We start from the raw sequence: 18,770 nt of genomic DNA, 5'->3' as shown, positions 1-18,770 counted from the left end.
CATCCGCTGGGAGATCCGCGACGACATCCACGAGGCGTTCCTCAAGCTCGCCTGCCCACTGATCTGCTGGCGCCGTCTGCGAGCCACATTCTGTTAGGAGTTCCTAGGCTGGAAGAAGCGGACTCAACGTCCCCTCAGGGGCTTGGCGACTGAGTCCTGATTCCCTCGGTCAGGGCCCGTCGGCCCTGACCGGTGCGCCGGGTGGGTGTGGTTGCCAGGACTGTCGCGGGGTCGGGCCTGCCGCCGTCACCAGGGGAGTGCGCCGGCGCGGTCGGTCACCGTGCCGGTGGGCGTGTCGGGCCCCAGGGTGGCGATACGCACCGCCGCCTCCGCGCCCTCCTCGACGCTGTGCCCGATGTGGCCGGTGAACTCGGTCGCGGTCTGGCCGGGGTCCACCGCGTTGAAGCGGACGTCGGGGATCGTCCTGGCGTACTGCATGGTCAGCATGGTGACCGCGCTCTTCGACGAGCCGTAGGCGGCGAGCGGATACTGCGACTCGACCCGCTCCGGGTCGTGGGTCAGCGTGAACGACCCCAGGCCGCTGGTGACGTTGACGACGGACGGGGCGGCCGCCTTCCGCAGCAGGGGCAGGAACGCGTGCGTGACGCGCACCAGGCCGAAGACGTTGGTTTCGTAGACGTGGCGGATCTGGTCGGCCGTCATGTCCTCGGGTGCGGTCACTTCGCCGAGGATCCCGGCGTTGTTGACGAGAACGTCCAGGTGGCCCGCCCGAGCGCGCAGCGTCTCGACCGCCGCGCCGACCGACGCGTCGTCGGTCACGTCCAGCTGGACGAAGCCGGCGCCGAGCCGGTCGGCGGCCTTGCGTCCGTTCCCGGCGTCCCGGGCGCCGACCCAGACCGTCTGGCCCGCCTGTACGAGTCGGCGCGCGATCTCGTGGCCGAGGCCCCTGTTGCCGCCGGTGATCAATGTGGTGGTCACGTCGTGTCTCTCCTGTGCGTGTCGTCGGAGCGGGTGCTCCCGGAAAGCGGTCACCGGGAGCACCCAAGGGATTGGTTCCGCGGCGGTGTGCTCCGTCGGCGTCGACCCCGATGTCGGCGGGCGTCCTGCTCTAGTGGGCGGGGCGGAACGGACGCAGCAGGCGGATGCCGTCCTCGATGGATCCGTCGATCAGTTCGAGCATCTGCGGGACAAGTTCCCGCATCCGGGGCGCGGCGAGGTGTGCGTCGAGGTGGGCGCGTGTCTCCCAGCGTTCGTAGATGACGAACTCGCCGGGCCGGCCCTCGACTTCGTGGGCCTCGTAGTCGATGTTGCCGGGGTCGTTGCGCGAGGGGGTGACGGCGGCGGTGATGAACGCCTTGAGGTCGGCCTCCCTGCCCGCCTTCGCCTTCGCGTCCCAGACGACGGTCACGTAGCCGGTGGGTGTTGCGGTCATGGTGATTCCTTCTCTGTTCCGTGTTGTGTTCCGTGCTGACGGGCTGTGTGTCGGTACCGAGCCGGGTCAGCTCTTGATGAAGTCGAGGAGGTCGGCGTTGACGGTGTCGGCGTTGACGGTGCACATGCCGTGCGACAGGCCCGGGTAGACCTTCAGGGTCACGTGCTCGACCAACGTGACCGCCGACCGGGCGGAGTTGGCGATCGGGACGATCTGGTCGTCGTCGCCGTGCAGGAGGAGCGTGGGCACGTCGATCGCCCGGAGGTCGTCGGTGAAGTCCGTCTCCGAGAACGCTCTGATCCCCTCGTGGTGCGCCTGCGCGCTGCCGGCCATCCCCTGGCGCCACCAGTTCTGGATGATGCCCTGGGAGACGTCCGCACCCGGACGGTTGAACCCGTAGAACGGCCCGGAGGCGATGTCGAGGTAGAACTGGGAGCGGTCGGTGGCCACGCCCTCGCGGAAGCCGTCGAAGACCTCCGCCGGCAGCCCTGCGGGGTTGGATTTCGTCTGGACCATGAGCGGCGGGACCGCTGCGATGAGGACGGCCTTGGCGACCCGGCCGGCACCGTGCCTGGCGACGTACCGGGCGACCTCTCCGCCACCGGCGCAGTGGCCGACGTGGACGACGTCGCGCAGGCCGAGGTGCGCCACCACGGCGGCGGCGTCCGCCGCGTAGCGGTCCATGTCGTGCCCGTGGCCGACCTGGGCGGAGCGCCCGTGCCCGCGGCGGTCGTGGGCGACGACGCGGTAGCCCCGCCGGACGAGGAACAGCAACTGGGCGTCCCAGTCGTCCGAGCTCAGCGGCCAGCCGTGGTGGAACATGACCGGCCGGCCCGAGCCCCAGTCCTTGTAGAAGATCTCGACTCCGTCGCCGGTGGTGACGAACGGCATGGTCCGCTCCTCGTGGTCTCGCCCGGGTACCGGGCGGATTCGATGTCTCCACGAGAATGGCTCGGCCACCGTGCCGACAGCCTCCGTCAGCTGACTGACATCCGGCCGCCGGCTCGCTTACGTCAGTACCGGGGCAGTGCCGGGACCCGGCCGGCAGCTCTCACAGCCGGGTGGCCGGAGGCTCGGGAGGCAGCGCCTCCAGAGCGTCGCGGAGCCCGGCCCGCGACGTGATCCCCAGCTTCGGGAACACACGGTAGAGATGCGACGACACGGTCCGCGGCGAAAGGAACAGACGCGACGCGATCTGCGGGTTCGACAGCCCCGTCGCCGCCAGCCTGGCGACCTCCAGCTCCTGCGGGGTGAGGGCCTCGCCGGCCTTGCCCCGGCCGGTCCGCGTCATCCCGGTGGCGCGGAGTTCCGTCGCGGCCCGGGCCTCCCACGAACGGGCCCCGAGCTCCTCGAAGCGGCCGCGGGCGGCGGCCAGCTGCACCCGGGCCTCGCGGTTGAGCCCCTGACGGCGCAGCCTCTCGCCGTACGCCAGATGAGCACGGCCGACCTCGAAGGGCCACTGCTCGACGCCCGGCAGCCCGAGTGCCTCCTCGAAGCACCGGACCATGTCCTCGGCAGCCGATGTCATCGCCGTGACCGTGGCCGCGCTCAGCGCGAACCGCGACGAGAGGTGACCGACACCGGCGTCGCGCAGCGCGTCCGCGTGCCGTCGCGCCTCCGCGTGCCGCCCGGAGCGCACGGCGGCCTCGACGAGGTCCGGCGCGGACCACACGGCCTCGGGGTTGAACGCCGGCAGCACACCCGGGGCGCAGATCGCCGTGGCGTGCCGGAACGCCGTCTCGAAGTCGGCGGCGCCGAGGGCCGCCCGGGCCGCCGCCTGGTGGGCGCAGTTCTCCAGCCGCCGCAGGCCCCTGGGACCCGACCATCCCCAGATGTCCTCGCAGTGCTCCCGGCACGCGTCGAGGGCGCCGCGCTGGGCCGCGGCCATTGCAGCGACGTAATGCCCCACCTGGGCGAACAGGTGGTACCCCGTCTCCTCGGACAGTGCGATGAGCTCGTCCGCGGCGCCGGCCGACGCCTGCCACCGGCCGGCGTACAGGTCGTCCAGGGCGACGAACATCAGGGCCGGCATGCTCGATCCCACCGCGCCGCCGTCGCGTATGACCCGGGACACGGCCTCGCGACAGCCCGGAAGCCGGTCGAGGTACGAGGCGGTCAGGGCGGTGCGGATGACCACGTCGGCGTCGCTCTGGTCCCTCAGCCGCGCGATCTCCTCGTCCAGGCGGCGCAGCATGCCGTCGGTGACGGAGCCGAGGTCGTGGTGGACGCGCCCCAGCGACGCCGCGGCGGCGGGCGCCGCCTCGGGGACCCGGGCGAGCACGTCGACCAGAGGTTGCCAGTGCTCGGGCCGGCCCGAGTACTGGCTGGCGAGGGTGAGGGTGAACAGCGCGGTCTCCAGCTCCTCGTGCGGCGGTCCGGGCATCACCGGGGCCTGCTCGACCGCCTCCATCAGGAGTGCATGGGCCGTATCGGCGTCGCCTTCCGTGACGAGCACCAGGAAGCCGGCCGTCGCGGCCGCCGAGAGCGACCGGGCCGCCGGATTGCCCTCGACCTCACGCATGATCTCGTGGCTGACCTCCAGATGGCCGGTGACCCAGGCGGCGGCATAGGCGGCCTGCGACAGGCGGCGCCTGCGGTCCGCTCGGTCGGTGCTCAGCTCGGCCGCGCGCCGCAATCTCGCGATCGCGCCGTCGGCGTCACCGCGCCGCAGGCTGCTCCGGGCCGCCGACTCCACCACGGCGGCGACCGCCTCGTCGGGCGCCGTCGTGGCTCTCGCGAGGTGATCACCGCGCCGCTCGGGCTGGCCGGCCAGCGCGTCGGCCAGCCGGCGGTGGGCGCCGCGCCGCTGTTCACCGGTGGAACCGTCGACCACCGCGGACCTGACCAGCGGATGCCTGAAGCGCACCGCGCGGCCGTTCTCCGTGACCATGACCAGGTGGTCACGCTCCGCGGGAGCGAGTTCCTCGAGGCTGCCCGGCCCGCCGGCCGCCTCGAGGACGCCGATGTCGCCGGAGCCCTCAAGAGCCGCGAGCAGCAATACCTCACGCGTTCCCCGCGGCAGTCGTCCGACGCGGGCGCCGTACAGAGCGCGGACATCCCGCCCCGGGCCGCTCGCCCGCCCCGTCCCTTGGCCGTGCCGGTCGCCGGACACCCCGGTGGACCCGGCGAACTCGAGCAGCGCCAGGGGATTTCCCTGCGCCTCGTGGGCCACGGTCGAAAGAACCCGGCGGGGAAGGTGAGCGAAGCGCCGGGACAGCAGCCGCAGGGCGTCCGCGTCACCCAGCGGTGCGACCTCGAGCTCCGGCAGACCGGGGGACCGGAAGGATTCGCCGGACTCCGCCCGCTGCGCTCCGAGCAGCCCGATGCGGCGGCCCCCCAGTCTTCTGGCGACGAAACCCACCGCGGCCCGGCTCGCCTGGTCGACGACATGAAGGTCATCGACCACGAGGAGCAACGGCCGCTCCTTCGCGGCCTCGTCGAACAGGGACAGTGCCGCGTTCAGGACGGCGATCCGGCTCGGCGCGGGACCGGCGCCGAGACCGAGGGCGACCTCGAGGGCCTCCCGCATGGAACGCGGCAGACGGCCGAGCTCGTCCGGCAGCGAGCCGACGAGCTGATGGAGCCCCGCGTAGCTGATGTCCGTCTCGTACTCGACACCGCTCCCGCGGACGACCCGCACTCCCCTCGCCACCGCCAGCTCGGCGGTCGCGTCCAGGAGTGCCGTCTTCCCCACGCCCGGATCACCGGTGAGCAGCAGAACAGCTCCGTCCGTCCCGGCCATGTCCAGGAACGCCGCAAGCTCGGCGAGCTCGCCCTCCCGGCCGACCAGCCCGGTCGGGCCGACGCCCGTGCCTGTCCCTGACTTCGCCCACATCCGCCGCGTCCCTCGTCCTGCCTCGCGAAGCAGTCGAAACACTAGCCACGCACCTGACCAGGAAGTATTGCACCCACCGGTAAACGGAGCCTGAAGCCATCTGCTTCGCCGACACCCGCAGCTCCCGGACGAAGATCATGCAGAACACCCGTCGGGCGCCGCAGCCCCACCGCAACGACAGCACCAAAAGCGCGCGGATCACCGTGCCGGTCCTCCTCCCGCCCGGCAAAGGCCGGCCGACACGGTCGCCTCCGCCGGCTACCGCCCCCTCGTCGCCGTCCTCAAGGTTCGGGATACGGACGCCGAGTCAGTCGAGCTACCGGTCTGTGGCCAGCTGCGTCCCCGACCGCGACGCGGACGGGGACGGGATCGACGTCTCGTTCGCCACGCAGAACTGGCGGAGGGCCATCCGTGTCGGCGAGGGCGTTCCGCCATCCCCCCGTCGAGGTGTCGCGCGATCGTCCGGCACGAGCAATGCGTGAACCGGAGTGCGCGCGCCGCGCCCGGTGCCTGGGCTCCGCTTCTCGCGTCCGCCATTCCCCGGCTCAGACACCACTTGCAGCCATGGACCCGATCCCCAGCTTGATGGCCTTGGCCCGAAGGCCCGGAGAAGCGTCGGAGATGCCGCCGCGCCCTTCCCTGGCCCACTACTGGGAGCTCGCGCAGACAGCCGGCGTGGAAAGCCTCGGCATCGAGGTGGGTACAAGGCCCCGGTGAATCAGAAGCTGCGACGCTCTGTGATCGCCGGCGAGACCTGTGCGCATCCTTCGTCTCGGGTTGTTTGCCTGGCTAGCCTGCGCAGGGCCCGCATGGCAGGTGATCCGGGGTCGGCCGTCATCAGGACGACCTCCTGGTCGTCCTCGGGCACGAGCAGGACGTCGCAGTTCAACCGCAGCGCGCCGACCTCCGGATGGTGCAGGGTCTTGGTGCGGTGCCCGGGAGCGTGGACCGGATGTGTCTGCCAGATCTGCCGGAACTCCTCACTGCCGTCGTGCAGTTCGGCCAGCAGGGCGGCCAGCTGCGGGTCGTGCGGGTAGCGGGCGGCGGCCCTGCGCAGCCGCGCCACCGCGATGTGTCCGAACTCCTCGGCGCTGGAGCTCTCGTACGTCCGCCCCCGGCCCAGGAAGTGGCGGCGGGCCAGGTTCGTCGTCCCGTCTCCGAGGTCGGCGCCGAGCAGTGCCTGGGCCAGGGGGTTCCAGGCGACGACGTGGTACGCCGCGTCAGTGACGATGGCACCGGTCTCCGGCAGCCGGTCCAGCATCCGGGCCACGTGCGGGCGCACCCGCCGCACGGCGCTGGTGCCGGGTGGCGCGCTCGAACCCGCCAGGCGGAACAGGTGGCTGCGCTCGGCCGGCGTGAGCCGCAGCGCGCGGGCCAATGCGTCCAGGATGCGGGCCGACGGCCGCGGTCCCCGGGCCTGCTCCAGCCGCGTGTAGTAGTCGACCGACATGTGGGCGAGCTCCGCCACCTCTTCGCGGCGCAGGCCCGGTGTGCGGCGGGCGGTGCCCGTCTCCGGCAGGCCGATCTCGTGCGGACGCAGGGCCGCCCGGCGGTCCCGCAGGTAGCGGGCCAGCTCCTGCCGTGCCATACCGCTTCCTGTCTCCTCCCACTGCCTGGTACAGACTGTCCCTGGCCGGGCGCCTGCGACCAGGGAAGCGTGGTTGCCATGAACGAACGCACAGCTCTGGTCACCGGTGCCAACAAGGGCATCGGCAAGCATATTGCCCGGCTGCTCGCCGCCGAGGGCGTCACCGTGTACGTGGGCTCCCGCGACCCCGGGCGCGGGCAGCGGGCCGTCGAGGAGATCGGTGCCGGGGCCCGCCTGCTGGTCCTCGACGTGAGTGATCCCGACGGCATCGCACAGGCCGCGGCTCAGGTGGACCGCTTGGACGTGCTGGTCAACAATGCCGGCATCTCGCTGTCGCTCGCCCCGCCGGCCGGCACCGGCGTCGAGGAGTTCCGGCGCACGTACGAGACCAATGTGTTCGGGGTGGTGGCGGTGACCAATGCCTTCCTGCCCGCCCTGCGCCGGTCGCCGCGCCCGCGCATCGTCAACATCTCCAGTGGCACCGCTTCGCTGACCTGGAGCACGAACCCCAACCCCCAGTTCACCCCGGGAAGCGGCGGCGCCGCTGCCTACCGCTCGTCCAAGGCCGCCCTCAACGCCCTCACCGTCTTGTACGCCCAGACGCTGGCCCACGACGGCTTCAAGGTCAACGCGCTCGCTCCTGGCCTGCGGGCCACCGATCTCACTCCCGGGGCCGCCGCTGCCGGCGGCGACCCGGCCGAGGCCGCCCAAGGCGCCCTCCGCCTGGCCCTGCTGCCGGACGACGGCCCCACCGGTGGCTTCTTCTCCTGGGACGGAACCCCCGTGCCCTGGTGACGAGTCAGGGGAGGCGTCGGGGACGGGTGCCCCGGCGGTGGGTGACCCGTGCCCGGCGAATCAGGCTGCGGAGGACCTGCTGCTCGGGTCCGAGCCGGCCGTAGGCGTACCGGAGAAAGTCGCCCTGGGCCTCGCCGTGCAGGCTGGTGCCCGGTTCGTCGAGCAGGCGTGGGCACCGGCTCGGCGGTGCCCACGGCGCGTACGGTCGCGTGGGTCACCGCGTCCGCGCCCCGCCGTGAGGACGTCGTCCAGGGCCGGCGGGTTCGCGGTGCCGAGCGGGTGCGTCCCCGTCGTCGGCGTGAACAACGTGCCGCCGTCGTTGAGCAGGTGCACCGGGCGCACGGCACGGGCGCCGTCGTACGCCGTGCCGGCCAGGTTCCCGCGGCGACGGGGGTTCCCTCACAGAATTGACACCGCGACGCCTTCCTCGCCCCTCCCGCGCTCCGGGCTCGCCCCGAGCGCCGTCAGCGTCACCCCGGCTGCCACCGCCAGCGCCGCCACCAGCCCCGCCGCGAGCACCGCCCAGTGCCCCAGGAACGTACAGACGACCACCAGCAGCGCCGTGGCCGGCAGCACCGACTGCTGGACGATCCCCACCTTGTAGAAGCGCGAGTGCAGCGCCCACACCGTGAGCAGGAACAGCGCTGTCGGCAGCGTCACCGCCGCCGACGCCGACAGCGCCGAAAGGTGCGTCTTGCCCACCGCCTGCTCCACCGCCGCCTCCAGGCCGGCCCCGATCGCGGCACCCGAGACGAAGATCAGGTAATGGCCGTAGCCCCAGAGGAAGGACTGCCGGTTGGACCGGAGGTGCCCGTGGATGGGGACCGCGAAGTAGACCCACCAGGCGGCGAAGATGATCAGCAGTCCGCCGGCGGCGATGGGCAGCAACTCACCCAGGGCCTCGTGCTCGTCGATCCCCGACTTCACGGCGACGGTGGCCGCCGCGATGGTCTCGCCGAGCACGATGAGCGTGAGCAGCCCGTACCGTTCGGCGATGTGGTGGGGGTGCCAGGGCGTGGGGTGGGCCCGCTCCGCATACAGCGGTGCGGCCATCTCCAGCAGCGCCATCACCAGGAAGACCCACGGGCGGCCGGCCTCCGGCAGGGCCAGTAGCCCCAGCCAGCCGATCTGACAGAGCCCGATGGCGTACCGCAGCGCCATCGTCCGCTCGGGGCCCTGGCTGGACCGCGCCACGCGCAGCCACTGCGCCGTCATGGCGAGCCGCATGATCACATAGCCCAGGACGACGACCAGGTACGCGTGTTCCTCGAACACCTGGGAGACGCCTGCCGTCAGGACGAGCACGCCGGCTATCTGGATCAGCGTGACGATCCGGTACAGCACGTCGTCGTTGTCGTAGGCCGAGGCGAACCACGTGAAGTTCATCCACGCCCACCAGATGGCGAAGAAGATCATCAAGTAGTCGAGGATCCCCTCGCCCGTGTGTCCCTCGACCATGGCGTGCACCAGCTGGGCGCCTGCCTGGGCTATGGCCACGATGAAGCACAGGTCGAAGAAGAGCTCCAGTGAGGAGACGCCGCGGCGGGTCTCGTCGCGGCCTCGCGCCGTGAGCCTGCGCAGTGGTCTGTGGTGTGCGGGCGCCGCGGAGCACACCGGCGGCGGAGCCGGGCTGCTTGTCATCTGGTGAGCCAAGCTCCGAAATGCCGCTGCAGTCGGGGATTGATCTGCCAGACCATCGCCGCTGCCGCCGCCGGGACGAGTACAGCGAGTCGCACCGGCAGGTACAGATCCTCCAGAACAGGATCCGTGGCCAGGCCCAGCAGGACGATGGTGGGGTAGATACCGCACACGGTGAGGAGCCACAGCTTCCAACGCCGGACGGCGGCCGGAGCGGTGGGGCCGGGCCGGGGTTCGGCGTTCGCGAACGCGTTCCGGCCCTGCGCCCGGAGCGTGTGCCGGATGTCTGTCGCTGCCGGTGGGCTCGGCAGTCCAGGATCGTCGGCACCGTAGGCATCAGGAACAGTTCTCTCGTTCATGGACCACTCCAAATCGAAAAGCTGCGTATCGTTTTGATTCCATCGGTTCCTGCGCGACCGAGGCGATGTCGGCGCTGCGTGATGGGCTGCCCGAGCGCAACAGCGGCAGCGGTTGCCGGGTGGGCAGCACAGGGCTCAGACGGCTCACCGCCGGCCGCTGCTGGTATCCGTCCGCTGACATGCCTTCGGATGGTGCCGTTCCAGGTGAAGCCCGCACCCGCGTTGTTGACCAGCACGTCGAGGCGACCGCGCCGTGCCGCCACTTCGGCCGCGGGTCGCTGGGTCCCGGCCGGAGCGGACAGGTCGGTGATGTATTGCCCGGCCCCGAAACGCTGCGCGATCGGCACCGGTCGCTGCGGGACACGACCGTGCAAGAGCAACTGGTGCACGGCTTCCGCAAGCTCCTCAGCCGGAGCGAGACCAGGACCGTTCGTCGCTCCGGTGATCAGAATCGACGCCTGGTGCAACTTTCCCGTGCAGGGGGACGGCCCGGCGCCCGGGTGGGCGCTGGGCCAGGTCATGGTCTGATCAGTGAGCGGACTGGGTGTGGTCCTGCTCCACGTACACCTTGAGGGCCTGGAACTCCTCGATCGCTCGCGGGCCGCACAGGTAGCCGTAACCGCTTCCCTTGACGCCGCCCTCCTCGAAGTCCTCGCTGATGGCTCCCCAGGTGTTGATCCATACCGTGCCGGTGCGGATGCGCCGGGCGATCCGGCGGGCCTTCATCGAGTCCGAGCTGAACACCGAGGCGGCCAGGCCGTAGATGGTGGCGTTCGCCTTGGCCACGGCGTCGTCCTCGTCGTCGAAGATCTCGAACGTCTGGACCGGACCGAAGACCTCCTCCTGCACGATCCGGACGTCGGTGCGGTCCACCTCGATCAGGCTCGGCCGGTAGAACGCGCCGGCGGCCAGCGGGCCGTCGGTGACCACACCGCCGCGCAGCAGCACCGTGCCGTACGAGGCGGCTTCCTCGACGATCGCGTCCACCCGCTGGGCGGACGCCCGGTCGATCACCGGGCCGAGCTGGGCCTTCTCGTCGTCGCCCGACCCGAGCCGCACCTGCGCGAGCGCGTCGGTGAGCCGAGTGCGCACCTGGTCGGCGATGTCCCGGTGAACCAGTACACGGGAGCCGGTGCAGCAGAACTGCCCGTTCATCAGCACCAGCGACTGCACAACAGTCGGGATCACCATGTCCAGATCGGCGTCGGGAAAGATCACCATGGGCGCCTTGCCGCCCAGTTCCAGACCGAGCCGCTTGAGCGTGGTGGAGGCCGCGGCCGCGATACGGCGCCCGACCGGCGTACTGCCGGTGTAGTTGATCACGGCGACCTTGTCCGAGGAGACCAGGAACGGGGCCCCGGTGTTGCCGGACTCGGTGAACACGCTGACCACACCCGCCGGGATCTCCGGGACCGAGGCCAGGACCTGCGCGAAAAGCTCATTGGTCAGCGCCGTCTGAGCCGGAAGCTTGACCACGACGGTGCAGCCGGCGGCCAGCGCCGGGCCCAGTGCCCGCACGGTCAGCATGATGGGAGAGTTCCAGGGAGAAATGATCCCGGCGACACCGAGCGGCTCGGGCACCGAGTGGGTGTACTGGCCGGGTGCCGTCTCGGCGGCGCGCCCGGCGGTCTGGGTGCGCGCCGAGGCCGCCGCGTACCGCAGCCACCCGACCGCACCGCTGACCTCCCACATGGTCTCACCCAGCAGCTTGCCGTTCTCCCGGGACAACATGGCCGCGACCTCGGGCACCCGGGCCTCGAGGGCGTCGGCCAGCCGGCTGAGCGCGGTCGCCCGGAGCGAGGGAGTGCGCGCCCATTCGGTGGTCTCGAACGCGGCGGCGGCGGCGTCCACGGCGGCCGAGGCCTCTGCCTCGCCACCGTCGTAGAACGAGCCGACCACGGTGCCGTCGGCCGGGTTGATCGATTCCAGGACCGAGCCGGAGCCGGTCCACTGTCCGTTGATCCAGTGCTGCGCGATGGTGCTCATGGTCCGCTCCTCGTGGTCTCACCCGGATACCGGGCGGTTTCGATGTCTCCACGAGAATGGCTCGGCAGCCGTGCCGACAGCCTCCGTCAGCTGACTGACATCCGGCCGACGGCTCGCTTACGTCAGTACCGGGGCAGTGCTGAGACCCGACCGGTGACTCTCGGTGGACGTCAAGTCCGCTTCTGGTAGCGGCCTCGTCCGGGTTGAGTGAGGAAGCCTTGGCGGGTGCGGTGTCCGAGGCGGCTGCGGGTGATGTCGACGGATGCCTCGTCGGTGGGCATGCCGAGGCGTTCGTGCAGTTCACGGGCTCGAAACTCTTGATCGGGATGCTGGTTGAAGGTGTTCACGATGGCCTGGTAGGCGGTGTTCGTCTCGGGCGGTGCGGGTTGGCCTGAAGCCGGTGCGAGTCCGGCGATGACCTTCCGGGTGGTGACCGGGTTCGCGAGTCGCGCTTCGGTCTTGGTCAGGGCGGCGGTCAAGTGCTGGATCCGATCACGCAGTTCGCCGGCACGGGCTGCGGTCCTGTCGTGCTGGGCCGGGAGGCCGGCCAGGAGCTCGATGACGTTCACGCGGCCAGTCCGAGGGTGTCGCGCCAGGCTGGACCCGGTGTGGTGAGGCGGCGGGTCATGTTCGCGATCGAGGCCCGGTGGACGCGCGAGGCGGACGTGTCGGACCGGTGTCCTCCGTGTTGAAATCGATGGCGTCGTCGATCTCAATCACGATCTGGTCTTCGGTGAGGCGGTGGCACGGAAACAGCGACACGGACTCCTCCGATGCATGCCTGGCTAGCGGGCCGCCGCTTCCTGACGCCGTATCCGTCGTACCCCTGTCCCGGCGGCTGACGCCAAAGATCGGCGTGGTCCTGCCCACCCGACCCCGCAGACTGGACGCGGGCACGGATTGCGGATCCGACGTACCCCTGCCCTGCCGGCCAGAATGTCTGCGGTGATGTCGGACAGCGTCCGACCCGACCCGAACGCTCCGGTGCGGAAAAGCGCCAGGGCATCCTCGGACACAGGTGCACTCCGCCGCGCCGACCCCTGGCTGAGATCACCGCGTGCGCCGACGTCCTCTCGCGCACGGACATGCAATGCCTCCTCGCGGCATAGCCGGCCCGCTGCGTGCCCCGGGGTTGCACCGAGCATTCCTTAAAAATCATCCGGCCACTGGGGACCGGCTCGCGTGCGGTCCGCGCGGATGCGACCGGGCGGAACTGGGGACCCGCAGGCTGCCGCCCTCCGAAGTCGGCCCCCGTCCGCCCGGTGCAGCGGCGGAGTGGACGGGGAGTATGTCAGCCCAGGGAATCAGTCAGGTCGTTGCACGCCTGTTCGCAGCGGCGGCAGGCCTCGGCGCACACGCGGCAGTGGTCGTGCTGGTCGGCGTGGCGCCCGCACTCGTCGGCACAGGCTTTGCAGACGGTGGCGCATGCCTGGAGGATCGCCCGGGTGATGTCGGCGCCGTAGCCGGTGTGGCGGGACAGTACCGCGGCGGTGGCGTTGCAGATGTCGGCACAGTCGGCGTTCGTGCGGATGCACTTGGTCAGTTCGGGCGCGGTCAGGTTTCGGAGCTGTGATCGGCTTCAGGCTTGGGGAAGGCGACGCTGATGCGTGTGCCGTGGTCCAGCCGGCTGTCGAGGTCGATGTGGGCGTGGTGGTGTTCGGCGATGGCGGCGGTGATGGCCAGGCCGAGGCCGGTGCCGCCGTGAGTGCGGCTGCGGCCTTTGTCGGCTCGGTAGAAGCGGTCGAAGACATGGTTGACGGCGTGGGCGGGGATGCCGGGTCCGTTGTCCCGGACGGTGAGGATGACCTGGCTGTCGCCGGTGCGCAGTTCGACGGTGCAGGGTGCGGCGGGTGGTGTGTGCATGCGGACGTTGCTCAGGAGGTTGGCGAGCAGGCTGCGTAGCTGCGCCTCGTCGCCGAGGACGGTGACGCTGTCTTGGATGTGCAGGGTGTAGGGGCGGGCGGGTTCGACGGCTGCGGCGTCGCGGACGGAGTCGGTGACGATGCGGCTGAGGTTGACGGGCTCCAGGGGCGCTTCGCTTTCCTCGTCGAGGCGGGCGAGCATCAGCAGGGCTTCGACGAGTTTGCCCATGCGCTGCACTTCCGCGTGCATGCGGTCGATGGCGTCGTCGACGGAGGCTTTGTCGGGCAGTGCTCCGTGCTGGTAGAGCTCGGTATAGCCGCGCAGGGACTGCAGCGGGGTGCGCAGTTCGTGGGAGGCGTCGGCGACGAAGCGGCGCATGCGTTCTTCGGATGCCTCGCGTGCGGCCATGGCGCTTTGGATCTGGTCGAGCATGGCGTTCAGCGCGTGGGCGAGGCGGCCGACCTCGGTGGTGGGGGCGGTGTCGGCCGCGGTGATCCGGCGGGTGAGATCACCGGAGGCGATGGTGTCCGCGGTATCGGCGGCGTGCTCCAAGGGCCGCAGTGCCCGACGGACCGCCAGGGTGCTGACCACGGCCACCATGCACAGGCCGGTCAGTTCGGTTGCCACGATCACGACCCCGTTGGCGGTGGCGAGCCAGGCCAAAGCGGTTGCGGCGAGAGCGAGTGCGCACAGGGCCGTGACGAGGGCGCCGATCCGGGTCCGCAGGGGCCGCTGTCGCAGAAGCCGCCTGCCTCGCCCCGCGGCCACAGTGGCACGCAGGCGCGCGATCAGCCTGTGAGGGGGAGTACGGGAGGGGCGGGCCGCAGGGGTCATCGGGGTTCCCGGATGCTGTAGCCGACTCCGCGCTGGGTGTGGATCAGGGCGGGGCCGAGACTGTCGATCTTGCGGCGCAGGTAGCTGATGTACGTGGCGACGACGGTGTCGTCGCCGTTGAAGTCGTAGGACCACACGTGGTCGAGGAGCTGGGCGCGGGGGACGACGCGCCCGCGGTGCAGCATGAGGTAGCGCAGCAGGCGGAACTCGGTCGGTGACAGGTCGATGGCGGTGCCGGCCCGGTGGACGGTGTAGGTGGCGGAGTCGAGTTCCAGGTCCGCGACGCGCAGGACCGGGTCGGTGCCGGACCGGGGGCGGGTGCGGCGCAGTACGGCTTGGATACGGGCGGCGACCTCGTCCAGGCCGAAGGGCTTGGTGATGTAGTCGTCGCCTCCTGATGTCAGGCCGCGGACCAGGTCCTTGCGTGTGTCGCGGGCGGTGAGGAAGACCACGGCCTGCGGCAGTCCGTCCTGGCGCAGACGGTGCATGACCTCGAAGCCGTCTCCGTCGGGCAGCATCACGTCCAGCAGGATCAGCTCGGGAAGGAAGTCACGCGCGGCGGCGAGGGCTTCGTGAGCGGTCGCGGCGGTGCGTACGTCGTAGCCGACGAAGCGCAGGAACCGGCTGAGCGTGTCGAGGATCGCCGGTTCGTCGTCGACCACGAGCAGCCTTCCTTCGACTGTCGGGCCGGGATTACGGCCGGTGTCGGTGTGTGCTGTGGCATCGCCTGGCATCGGGGGCTTCACTTCCTGCTGGTCATCGGTGTTCTGTTCGATCGTGGCCGATCTCCGGGCCGTCTTCCATGTGAGTTCCGTGGGAAGAGGGCCGCCCGGGCTCCGAACCAGCGCTGTCGCCCGAACCGCCGTTCTAGCGTGGATGACGCCTCGTAGCGGGCCTGGCCCGGCCGGTTCAGGGGATGAGCCGGCCGGGCCTCCCCGTCCTCCTCCTCGTCAGCACATCATCTGGGGGCTTTTGCGTGTCCACATTGCTCTACCGGCTCGGCCGTGGGTGCTTCCGGCATCGAAAGGCCGTCCTCGCCGCCTGGCTCGGTCTGCTCGCGGTGGTGGCGGTGACCGCGCTGAGCGTGATGAAGCCGTTCACCTCCGCTACCACCATCCCGGGCACCGAAGCCCAGCGCGCCCTCGACGTCATGGAGGAGGAGTTCCCCTCCACCGACGAGTCGCATGTCACCGGCAAGATCGTCATACAGGCGCCCGCCGGACAGAAGATCACCGCGAATGCCCCCGCGCAGGCGGTCGCCGACCTGTCCGAGAAGGCCGCTGACGCCCCCGGCGTGGTCTCGGTGACCGGCCCTGCCGCCCAGAGCGGCACCGTCTCACCTGACGGCCGCACCGGCATCATCGAGATCGTCTTCGACGCCGAAAAGGCCGACGGCATCCCCGGCGCGACCCTGCTCACCCTTCAGGAAGCAGCGCACCATGCTCGCAGTGCGGGACTTACCGTGGAGACGGGCGGGGACGCGTTCACGCCCCCGGTCGAGGTGATGGGCCCGGGAGAGATCATTGGCGTTCTGATCGCCCTGGCCGTGCTGATCCTCGTCTTCCGGTCCCTGCGCACCGCCGTCATCCCGATCGCGACCGCGCTGGTCGGCGTGGCCGTCGGCGTGCTGTCCCTCCTTGCGATGACCAGCGTGATCATCATGGACAGCACCTCCATCACCCTGTCGGTGATGCTGGGCCTGGCCGTGGGCATCGACTACGCCCTGTTCATCGTCTCCCGTCACCAGACCCAGGTCCGCGAGGGCATGGATCCGGAGGAGTCGGCCGCTCTCGCCACCGGCACCGCCGGCGGCGCGGTGGTCTTCGCCGGAGCCACCGTGGTCATCGCCCTGGCCGCCCTCGCCGTGGTGAACATCCCCTTCCTCACCGTCATGGGCCTGGGCGCCGCCGCCACCGTCGTCGTGTCCGTCCTGATCGCCACCACCCTGCTGCCCGCCCTCCTGGGTTTCATGGGCCTGCGTATCACCTCCAGCCGCATTCCGGCGCTGGCCCGCTCCGCCGCACGCGCCCAGCGGCGCCAGGCCGATCCCCGAAGGGCCCCCGCGGCCCGCCGCTGGGCCACCGCGACCACCCGTCGGTCCTGGCGGGTGCTGATCCTGTGCGTCCTGGGCCTGGGCATCCTCAGCGTCCCGGTCACCGACCTGCAACTCGGACTCGGCGGCGGCCCCGACCCGCGCAGCTCCGCCGGCCGCGCCCAGAAACTGATCGACGACAGCTTCGGGCCCGGCCACAGCGGCCCTCTGGTCGTCCTGGCCCAGGGGCCCGACAAGACCACCACGACCATCGCCGCACAGCAGGCAGCCGACCGGATCAAAACCCTTCCCGGCGTCGTCTCCGTCTCCCCGCCCATCGCATCCGACTCGGGCAACGCCGTCCTGCTCCAGGTCACCCCCTCCTCCGGCCCCGACACACAGGCCACCGCCACCGTCCTGTCCGAGATCCGCAGCGCACGCGACAGCATCGAGCAGCAAACGGGCACCCAGCTGAATGTCACCGGCAACACCGCAGTCAACATCGACGTCGCCGACAAGCTCTCCGCCGCCCTGCCCGTCTACTGCCTGCTGGTGATGGGCCTGGCCCTGCTGCTGCTCACCGTCGTCTTCCGGGCCATCGCCGTACCCCTGAAGGCCGCACTCGGCTTCCTGCTCTCCCTCGGGGCCTCCTTGGGCGTCCTCGTGGCGGTCTTCCAGTGGGGCTGGCTGGCCGGCCCCCTCGGCATCGCGGACACCGGGCCCGTCCTGAGCTTCCTGCCCATGCTGCTCGTGGGCATCCTGTTCGGCCTCGCCATGGACTACGAGGTCTTCCTCGTCTCCCGCATGCGCGAGGAATACACCCACGGCAAGCCCCCCACCGAAGCGGTCATCCGCGGCTTCGGCCACAGCTCCACGGTCGTCACCGCCGCAGCCCTCATCATGATCGCCGTCTTCGGCGGCTTCATCCTCGCCGAAATGCAGGTCATCAAGGGCATGGGCCTGGCCCTGGCCGTCGGCGTCCTCGTGGACGCCTTCATCGTCCGCATGACCCTCGTACCGGCCGTGATGGCCCTGCTCGGCCACAAAGCATGGTGGCTCCCGCGCTTCCTCCAACGCACCCTGCCCAACGTCGACGTGGAAGGCGAACAGCTCACGCGCCACGCCACCACCCCGCAGACCCTGCCCCACCACACCCCGCAGACCGTCTCCGCCCTGCCCGACAGGTACAACCAGTGAGGTAGCCCACGAGACCCGAGCACCGTGCCACGCTGACGTCGCATCCACACCCGAGCCACGTCAGCGCGGCCAGGTCCCCAAGCGAGCTGTCCCAGCGGGAGAAGAGTCAGGGCGTGCACGGTGCCAGCGCGTACGCATCGCCCCCGCTCACGCGACCCGTCTCCTGCACACCCTGTTCGTTCTGATGACCCCGAAGTCAACCACTGACAGATGATCTACTCCGCAGGCAACCGCTGACTGCCAGCGTGAGCACCCTGGAGGCCCGTCACACCAACCCTTTGATCTGGATCTTCAAGTTGGCGGAAGCTCACTGCAGTGGCCATGAAAGAACCCTCCATTCGATGAGGCGGATGACCACGCTGTCCTGACTGCCGTACAGCCCGACCCGGCCGCGGTACGTGCGCAGGGCGGGAGCGTCGTCGGTCCATTCGCCGGTGACGGCCGGGCCGCCCTCTTCGAACTGGAGGACCGCGAGGTACCGGGTGGGCTCCGGCTGGTCCGCCGTACGCGGGGCGGGAACGTCCCTGGCCTTCAGGGCGGCGAAGTCGGCGTGCGCGGCCTCGACGGCTTCGGGATACGCCTCGCGCTTGGCGTGTTCGGCGAGCGCCCGGTAAATGCTGGCCGCCGAGGGGTTCTGTCCCTCGCGCTTGCCGGTGGGGATGATCAGGTCGGGCTGGATCCGCTCGACGGACTCGCCGCCCGCGCGGCGGCGGAGCACGGTGTGGAGCATGTCGGCGGTGATGACCGGGGGCCGGCCGCCGTGCTTGCCCTTGCGGGCCGCGGCGTCGAGCCCCTCCAGCGTCGACTCCCGGATGTTCTCCCGTTCGGTCTCCGCCATCGCCGCGAAGAACGCGAACAGCAGCTTGCCGGGGCCGGCGGGGCCGTAGATGCCGGGCAGGGGCCCGGCGAGCATCTCCAGGACCAGGCCGTGGGCGGTGAGGTGGTCGGCGAGCGCGGTGAGTTCGGCGGCGTCGCGGCCGAGCCGCTTCATCTCGTGCACGGTAAAGATGACGCGGCTGTGCGGGGCTGGGCCTTGACCTCCCGCACCGTACGAGCGCCTCCTCGAACTGGGCCCTCCGCGGACGCGGGTGCTGATCTTCTCGCTGAAGGTCTTGTCCCTCGGGATGCCGTGGCCCGCAAGGCGTCGAGCTGGGAGTCGTCGTCCTGCCCGAGGGCGGAGCAAGGGGCGCGGGTGGTGCCGTCTCTTACGCCGGCCTCCGCGCCGGTTCTCGTGATCGTCACGGACTCAT

15 protein-coding genes and 2 pseudogenes are annotated in these 18,770 nt (G+C 70.7%); 3 read left to right on the top strand and 14 right to left on the bottom strand.

Features of this window, described 5'->3' with window-relative positions; all coding sequences use genetic code 11:
- Positions 1-97 (top strand): annotated as a pseudogene (locus ABD363_RS18775) (IS5/IS1182 family transposase); the annotation flags it as partial.
- A gap of 149 nt (positions 98-246) precedes the next feature.
- On the opposite strand, the gene ABD363_RS18770 reads toward ABD363_RS18775, so the two are convergent.
- The 5 genes from ABD363_RS18770 to ABD363_RS18750 form a co-directional block, all read right to left on the bottom strand.
- Positions 247-939: an SDR family NAD(P)-dependent oxidoreductase gene (locus ABD363_RS18770; protein WP_344604965.1), complete on the bottom strand. Its 693-nt coding sequence runs from the start codon at positions 937-939 to the stop codon at positions 247-249.
- A gap of 130 nt (positions 940-1,069) precedes the next feature.
- On the bottom strand, positions 1,070-1,393 hold the full coding sequence (locus tag ABD363_RS18765; RefSeq protein WP_159528653.1) for a putative quinol monooxygenase: 324 nt from the start codon (positions 1,391-1,393) through the stop codon (positions 1,070-1,072).
- A gap of 66 nt (positions 1,394-1,459) precedes the next feature.
- Positions 1,460-2,284 (bottom strand): alpha/beta fold hydrolase, encoded by an 825-nt coding sequence (locus ABD363_RS18760; protein WP_344604957.1) that lies wholly within the window; start codon positions 2,282-2,284, stop codon positions 1,460-1,462.
- A 160-nt stretch (positions 2,285-2,444) separates the two neighbouring features.
- Positions 2,445-5,228, bottom strand: coding sequence for an ATP-binding protein (locus tag ABD363_RS18755; RefSeq protein WP_344604955.1), 2,784 nt, complete (start codon positions 5,226-5,228; stop codon positions 2,445-2,447).
- Between the two features lie 718 nt (positions 5,229-5,946).
- On the bottom strand, positions 5,947-6,816 hold the full coding sequence (locus ABD363_RS18750; RefSeq protein WP_344604953.1) for a helix-turn-helix transcriptional regulator: 870 nt from the start codon (positions 6,814-6,816) through the stop codon (positions 5,947-5,949).
- Between the two features lie 78 nt (positions 6,817-6,894).
- Between ABD363_RS18750 and ABD363_RS18745 the strand changes: the two genes are divergently transcribed.
- On the top strand, positions 6,895-7,611 hold the full coding sequence (locus ABD363_RS18745; protein WP_344604951.1) for an SDR family oxidoreductase: 717 nt from the start codon (positions 6,895-6,897) through the stop codon (positions 7,609-7,611).
- Positions 7,612-8,010: 399 nt separating this feature from the next.
- On the opposite strand, the gene ABD363_RS18735 is transcribed toward ABD363_RS18745, so the two are convergent.
- The 8 genes and pseudogenes from ABD363_RS18735 to ABD363_RS18700 all read right to left on the bottom strand — a co-directional run bounded on the left by ABD363_RS18735 (position 8,011) and on the right by ABD363_RS18700 (position 15,025).
- Positions 8,011-9,252, bottom strand: coding sequence for a low temperature requirement protein A (locus ABD363_RS18735; protein WP_344604949.1), 1,242 nt, complete (start codon positions 9,250-9,252; stop codon positions 8,011-8,013).
- Positions 9,249-9,608: a putative antibiotic biosynthesis monooxygenase gene (locus ABD363_RS18730; RefSeq protein ID WP_344604948.1), complete on the bottom strand. Its 360-nt coding sequence runs from the start codon at positions 9,606-9,608 to the stop codon at positions 9,249-9,251. The genes ABD363_RS18735 and ABD363_RS18730 overlap by 4 nt, the downstream gene beginning before the upstream one ends.
- A complete protein-coding gene (locus tag ABD363_RS18725) occupies positions 9,605-10,129 on the bottom strand; it encodes an SDR family NAD(P)-dependent oxidoreductase (RefSeq protein ID WP_344604946.1) in 525 nt (174 codons plus the stop codon). Before ABD363_RS18725 ends, ABD363_RS18730 begins: the two co-directional genes overlap by 4 nt.
- Positions 10,130-10,136: 7 nt before the next feature.
- On the bottom strand, positions 10,137-11,594 hold the full coding sequence (locus ABD363_RS18720; RefSeq protein WP_344604944.1) for an aldehyde dehydrogenase family protein: 1,458 nt from the start codon (positions 11,592-11,594) through the stop codon (positions 10,137-10,139).
- Positions 11,595-11,764: 170 nt separating this feature from the next.
- Complete coding sequence (locus ABD363_RS18715; RefSeq protein WP_344604942.1) at positions 11,765-12,163, bottom strand: hypothetical protein; 399 nt, start codon at positions 12,161-12,163, stop codon at positions 11,765-11,767.
- A 722-nt stretch (positions 12,164-12,885) separates the two neighbouring features.
- Positions 12,886-13,140 (bottom strand): annotated as a pseudogene (locus tag ABD363_RS18710) (four-helix bundle copper-binding protein); the annotation flags it as partial.
- Between the two features lie 8 nt (positions 13,141-13,148).
- On the bottom strand, positions 13,149-14,084 hold the full coding sequence (locus ABD363_RS18705; protein WP_344604940.1) for a sensor histidine kinase: 936 nt from the start codon (positions 14,082-14,084) through the stop codon (positions 13,149-13,151).
- A 203-nt stretch (positions 14,085-14,287) separates the two neighbouring features.
- Positions 14,288-15,025 carry a response regulator transcription factor gene (locus ABD363_RS18700; protein ID WP_344604938.1) on the bottom strand — a complete coding sequence of 246 codons (738 nt, stop codon included), beginning with the start codon at positions 15,023-15,025 and terminating at the stop codon, positions 14,288-14,290.
- A 242-nt stretch (positions 15,026-15,267) separates the two neighbouring features.
- On the opposite strand from ABD363_RS18700, the gene ABD363_RS18695 reads away from it, so the two are divergent.
- Positions 15,268-17,520, top strand: a complete 2,253-nt coding sequence (locus ABD363_RS18695; protein WP_344604936.1) for an MMPL family transporter — start codon at positions 15,268-15,270, stop codon at positions 17,518-17,520.
- Between the two features lie 307 nt (positions 17,521-17,827).
- Here the strand turns inward: ABD363_RS18695 and ABD363_RS18690 are convergent, their stop codons facing one another.
- Entirely contained in the window at positions 17,828-18,511 is a 684-nt protein-coding gene (locus tag ABD363_RS18690) for a recombinase family protein (RefSeq protein ID WP_344604934.1), read from the bottom strand.
- Between the last annotated feature and the right edge of the window lie 259 nt (positions 18,512-18,770).

The organism is Streptomyces glaucus (assembly GCF_039533365.1).
Lineage (GTDB): Bacteria > Actinomycetota > Actinomycetes > Streptomycetales > Streptomycetaceae > Streptomyces > Streptomyces glaucus.
Note: the sequence above shows the minus strand (reverse complement) of the source record. Positions and strands in the feature narration are given on the sequence as shown.

Bases quoted from the DNA above. Each gene is read 5' to 3' on its own strand.
- ABD363_RS18765 (WP_159528653.1), bottom strand. From the start codon at position 1,393: ATGACCGCAACACCCACCGGCTACGTGACCGTCGTCTGGGACGCGAAG.
- ABD363_RS18760 (WP_344604957.1), bottom strand. From the start codon at position 2,284: ATGCCGTTCGTCACCACCGGCGACGGAGTCGAGATCTTCTACAAGGAC.
- ABD363_RS18755 (WP_344604955.1), bottom strand. From the start codon at position 5,228: ATGTGGGCGAAGTCAGGGACAGGCACGGGCGTCGGCCCGACCGGGCTG.
- ABD363_RS18750 (WP_344604953.1), bottom strand. From the start codon at position 6,816: ATGGCACGGCAGGAGCTGGCCCGCTACCTGCGGGACCGCCGGGCGGCC.
- ABD363_RS18745 (WP_344604951.1), top strand. From the start codon at position 6,895: ATGAACGAACGCACAGCTCTGGTCACCGGTGCCAACAAGGGCATCGGC.
- ABD363_RS18735 (WP_344604949.1), bottom strand. From the start codon at position 9,252: ATGACAAGCAGCCCGGCTCCGCCGCCGGTGTGCTCCGCGGCGCCCGCA.
- ABD363_RS18730 (WP_344604948.1), bottom strand. From the start codon at position 9,608: ATGAACGAGAGAACTGTTCCTGATGCCTACGGTGCCGACGATCCTGGA.
- ABD363_RS18725 (WP_344604946.1), bottom strand. From the start codon at position 10,129: ATGACCTGGCCCAGCGCCCACCCGGGCGCCGGGCCGTCCCCCTGCACG.
- ABD363_RS18720 (WP_344604944.1), bottom strand. From the start codon at position 11,594: ATGAGCACCATCGCGCAGCACTGGATCAACGGACAGTGGACCGGCTCC.
- ABD363_RS18700 (WP_344604938.1), bottom strand. From the start codon at position 15,025: ATGCCAGGCGATGCCACAGCACACACCGACACCGGCCGTAATCCCGGC.
- ABD363_RS18690 (WP_344604934.1), bottom strand. From the start codon at position 18,511: ATGAAGCGGCTCGGCCGCGACGCCGCCGAACTCACCGCGCTCGCCGAC.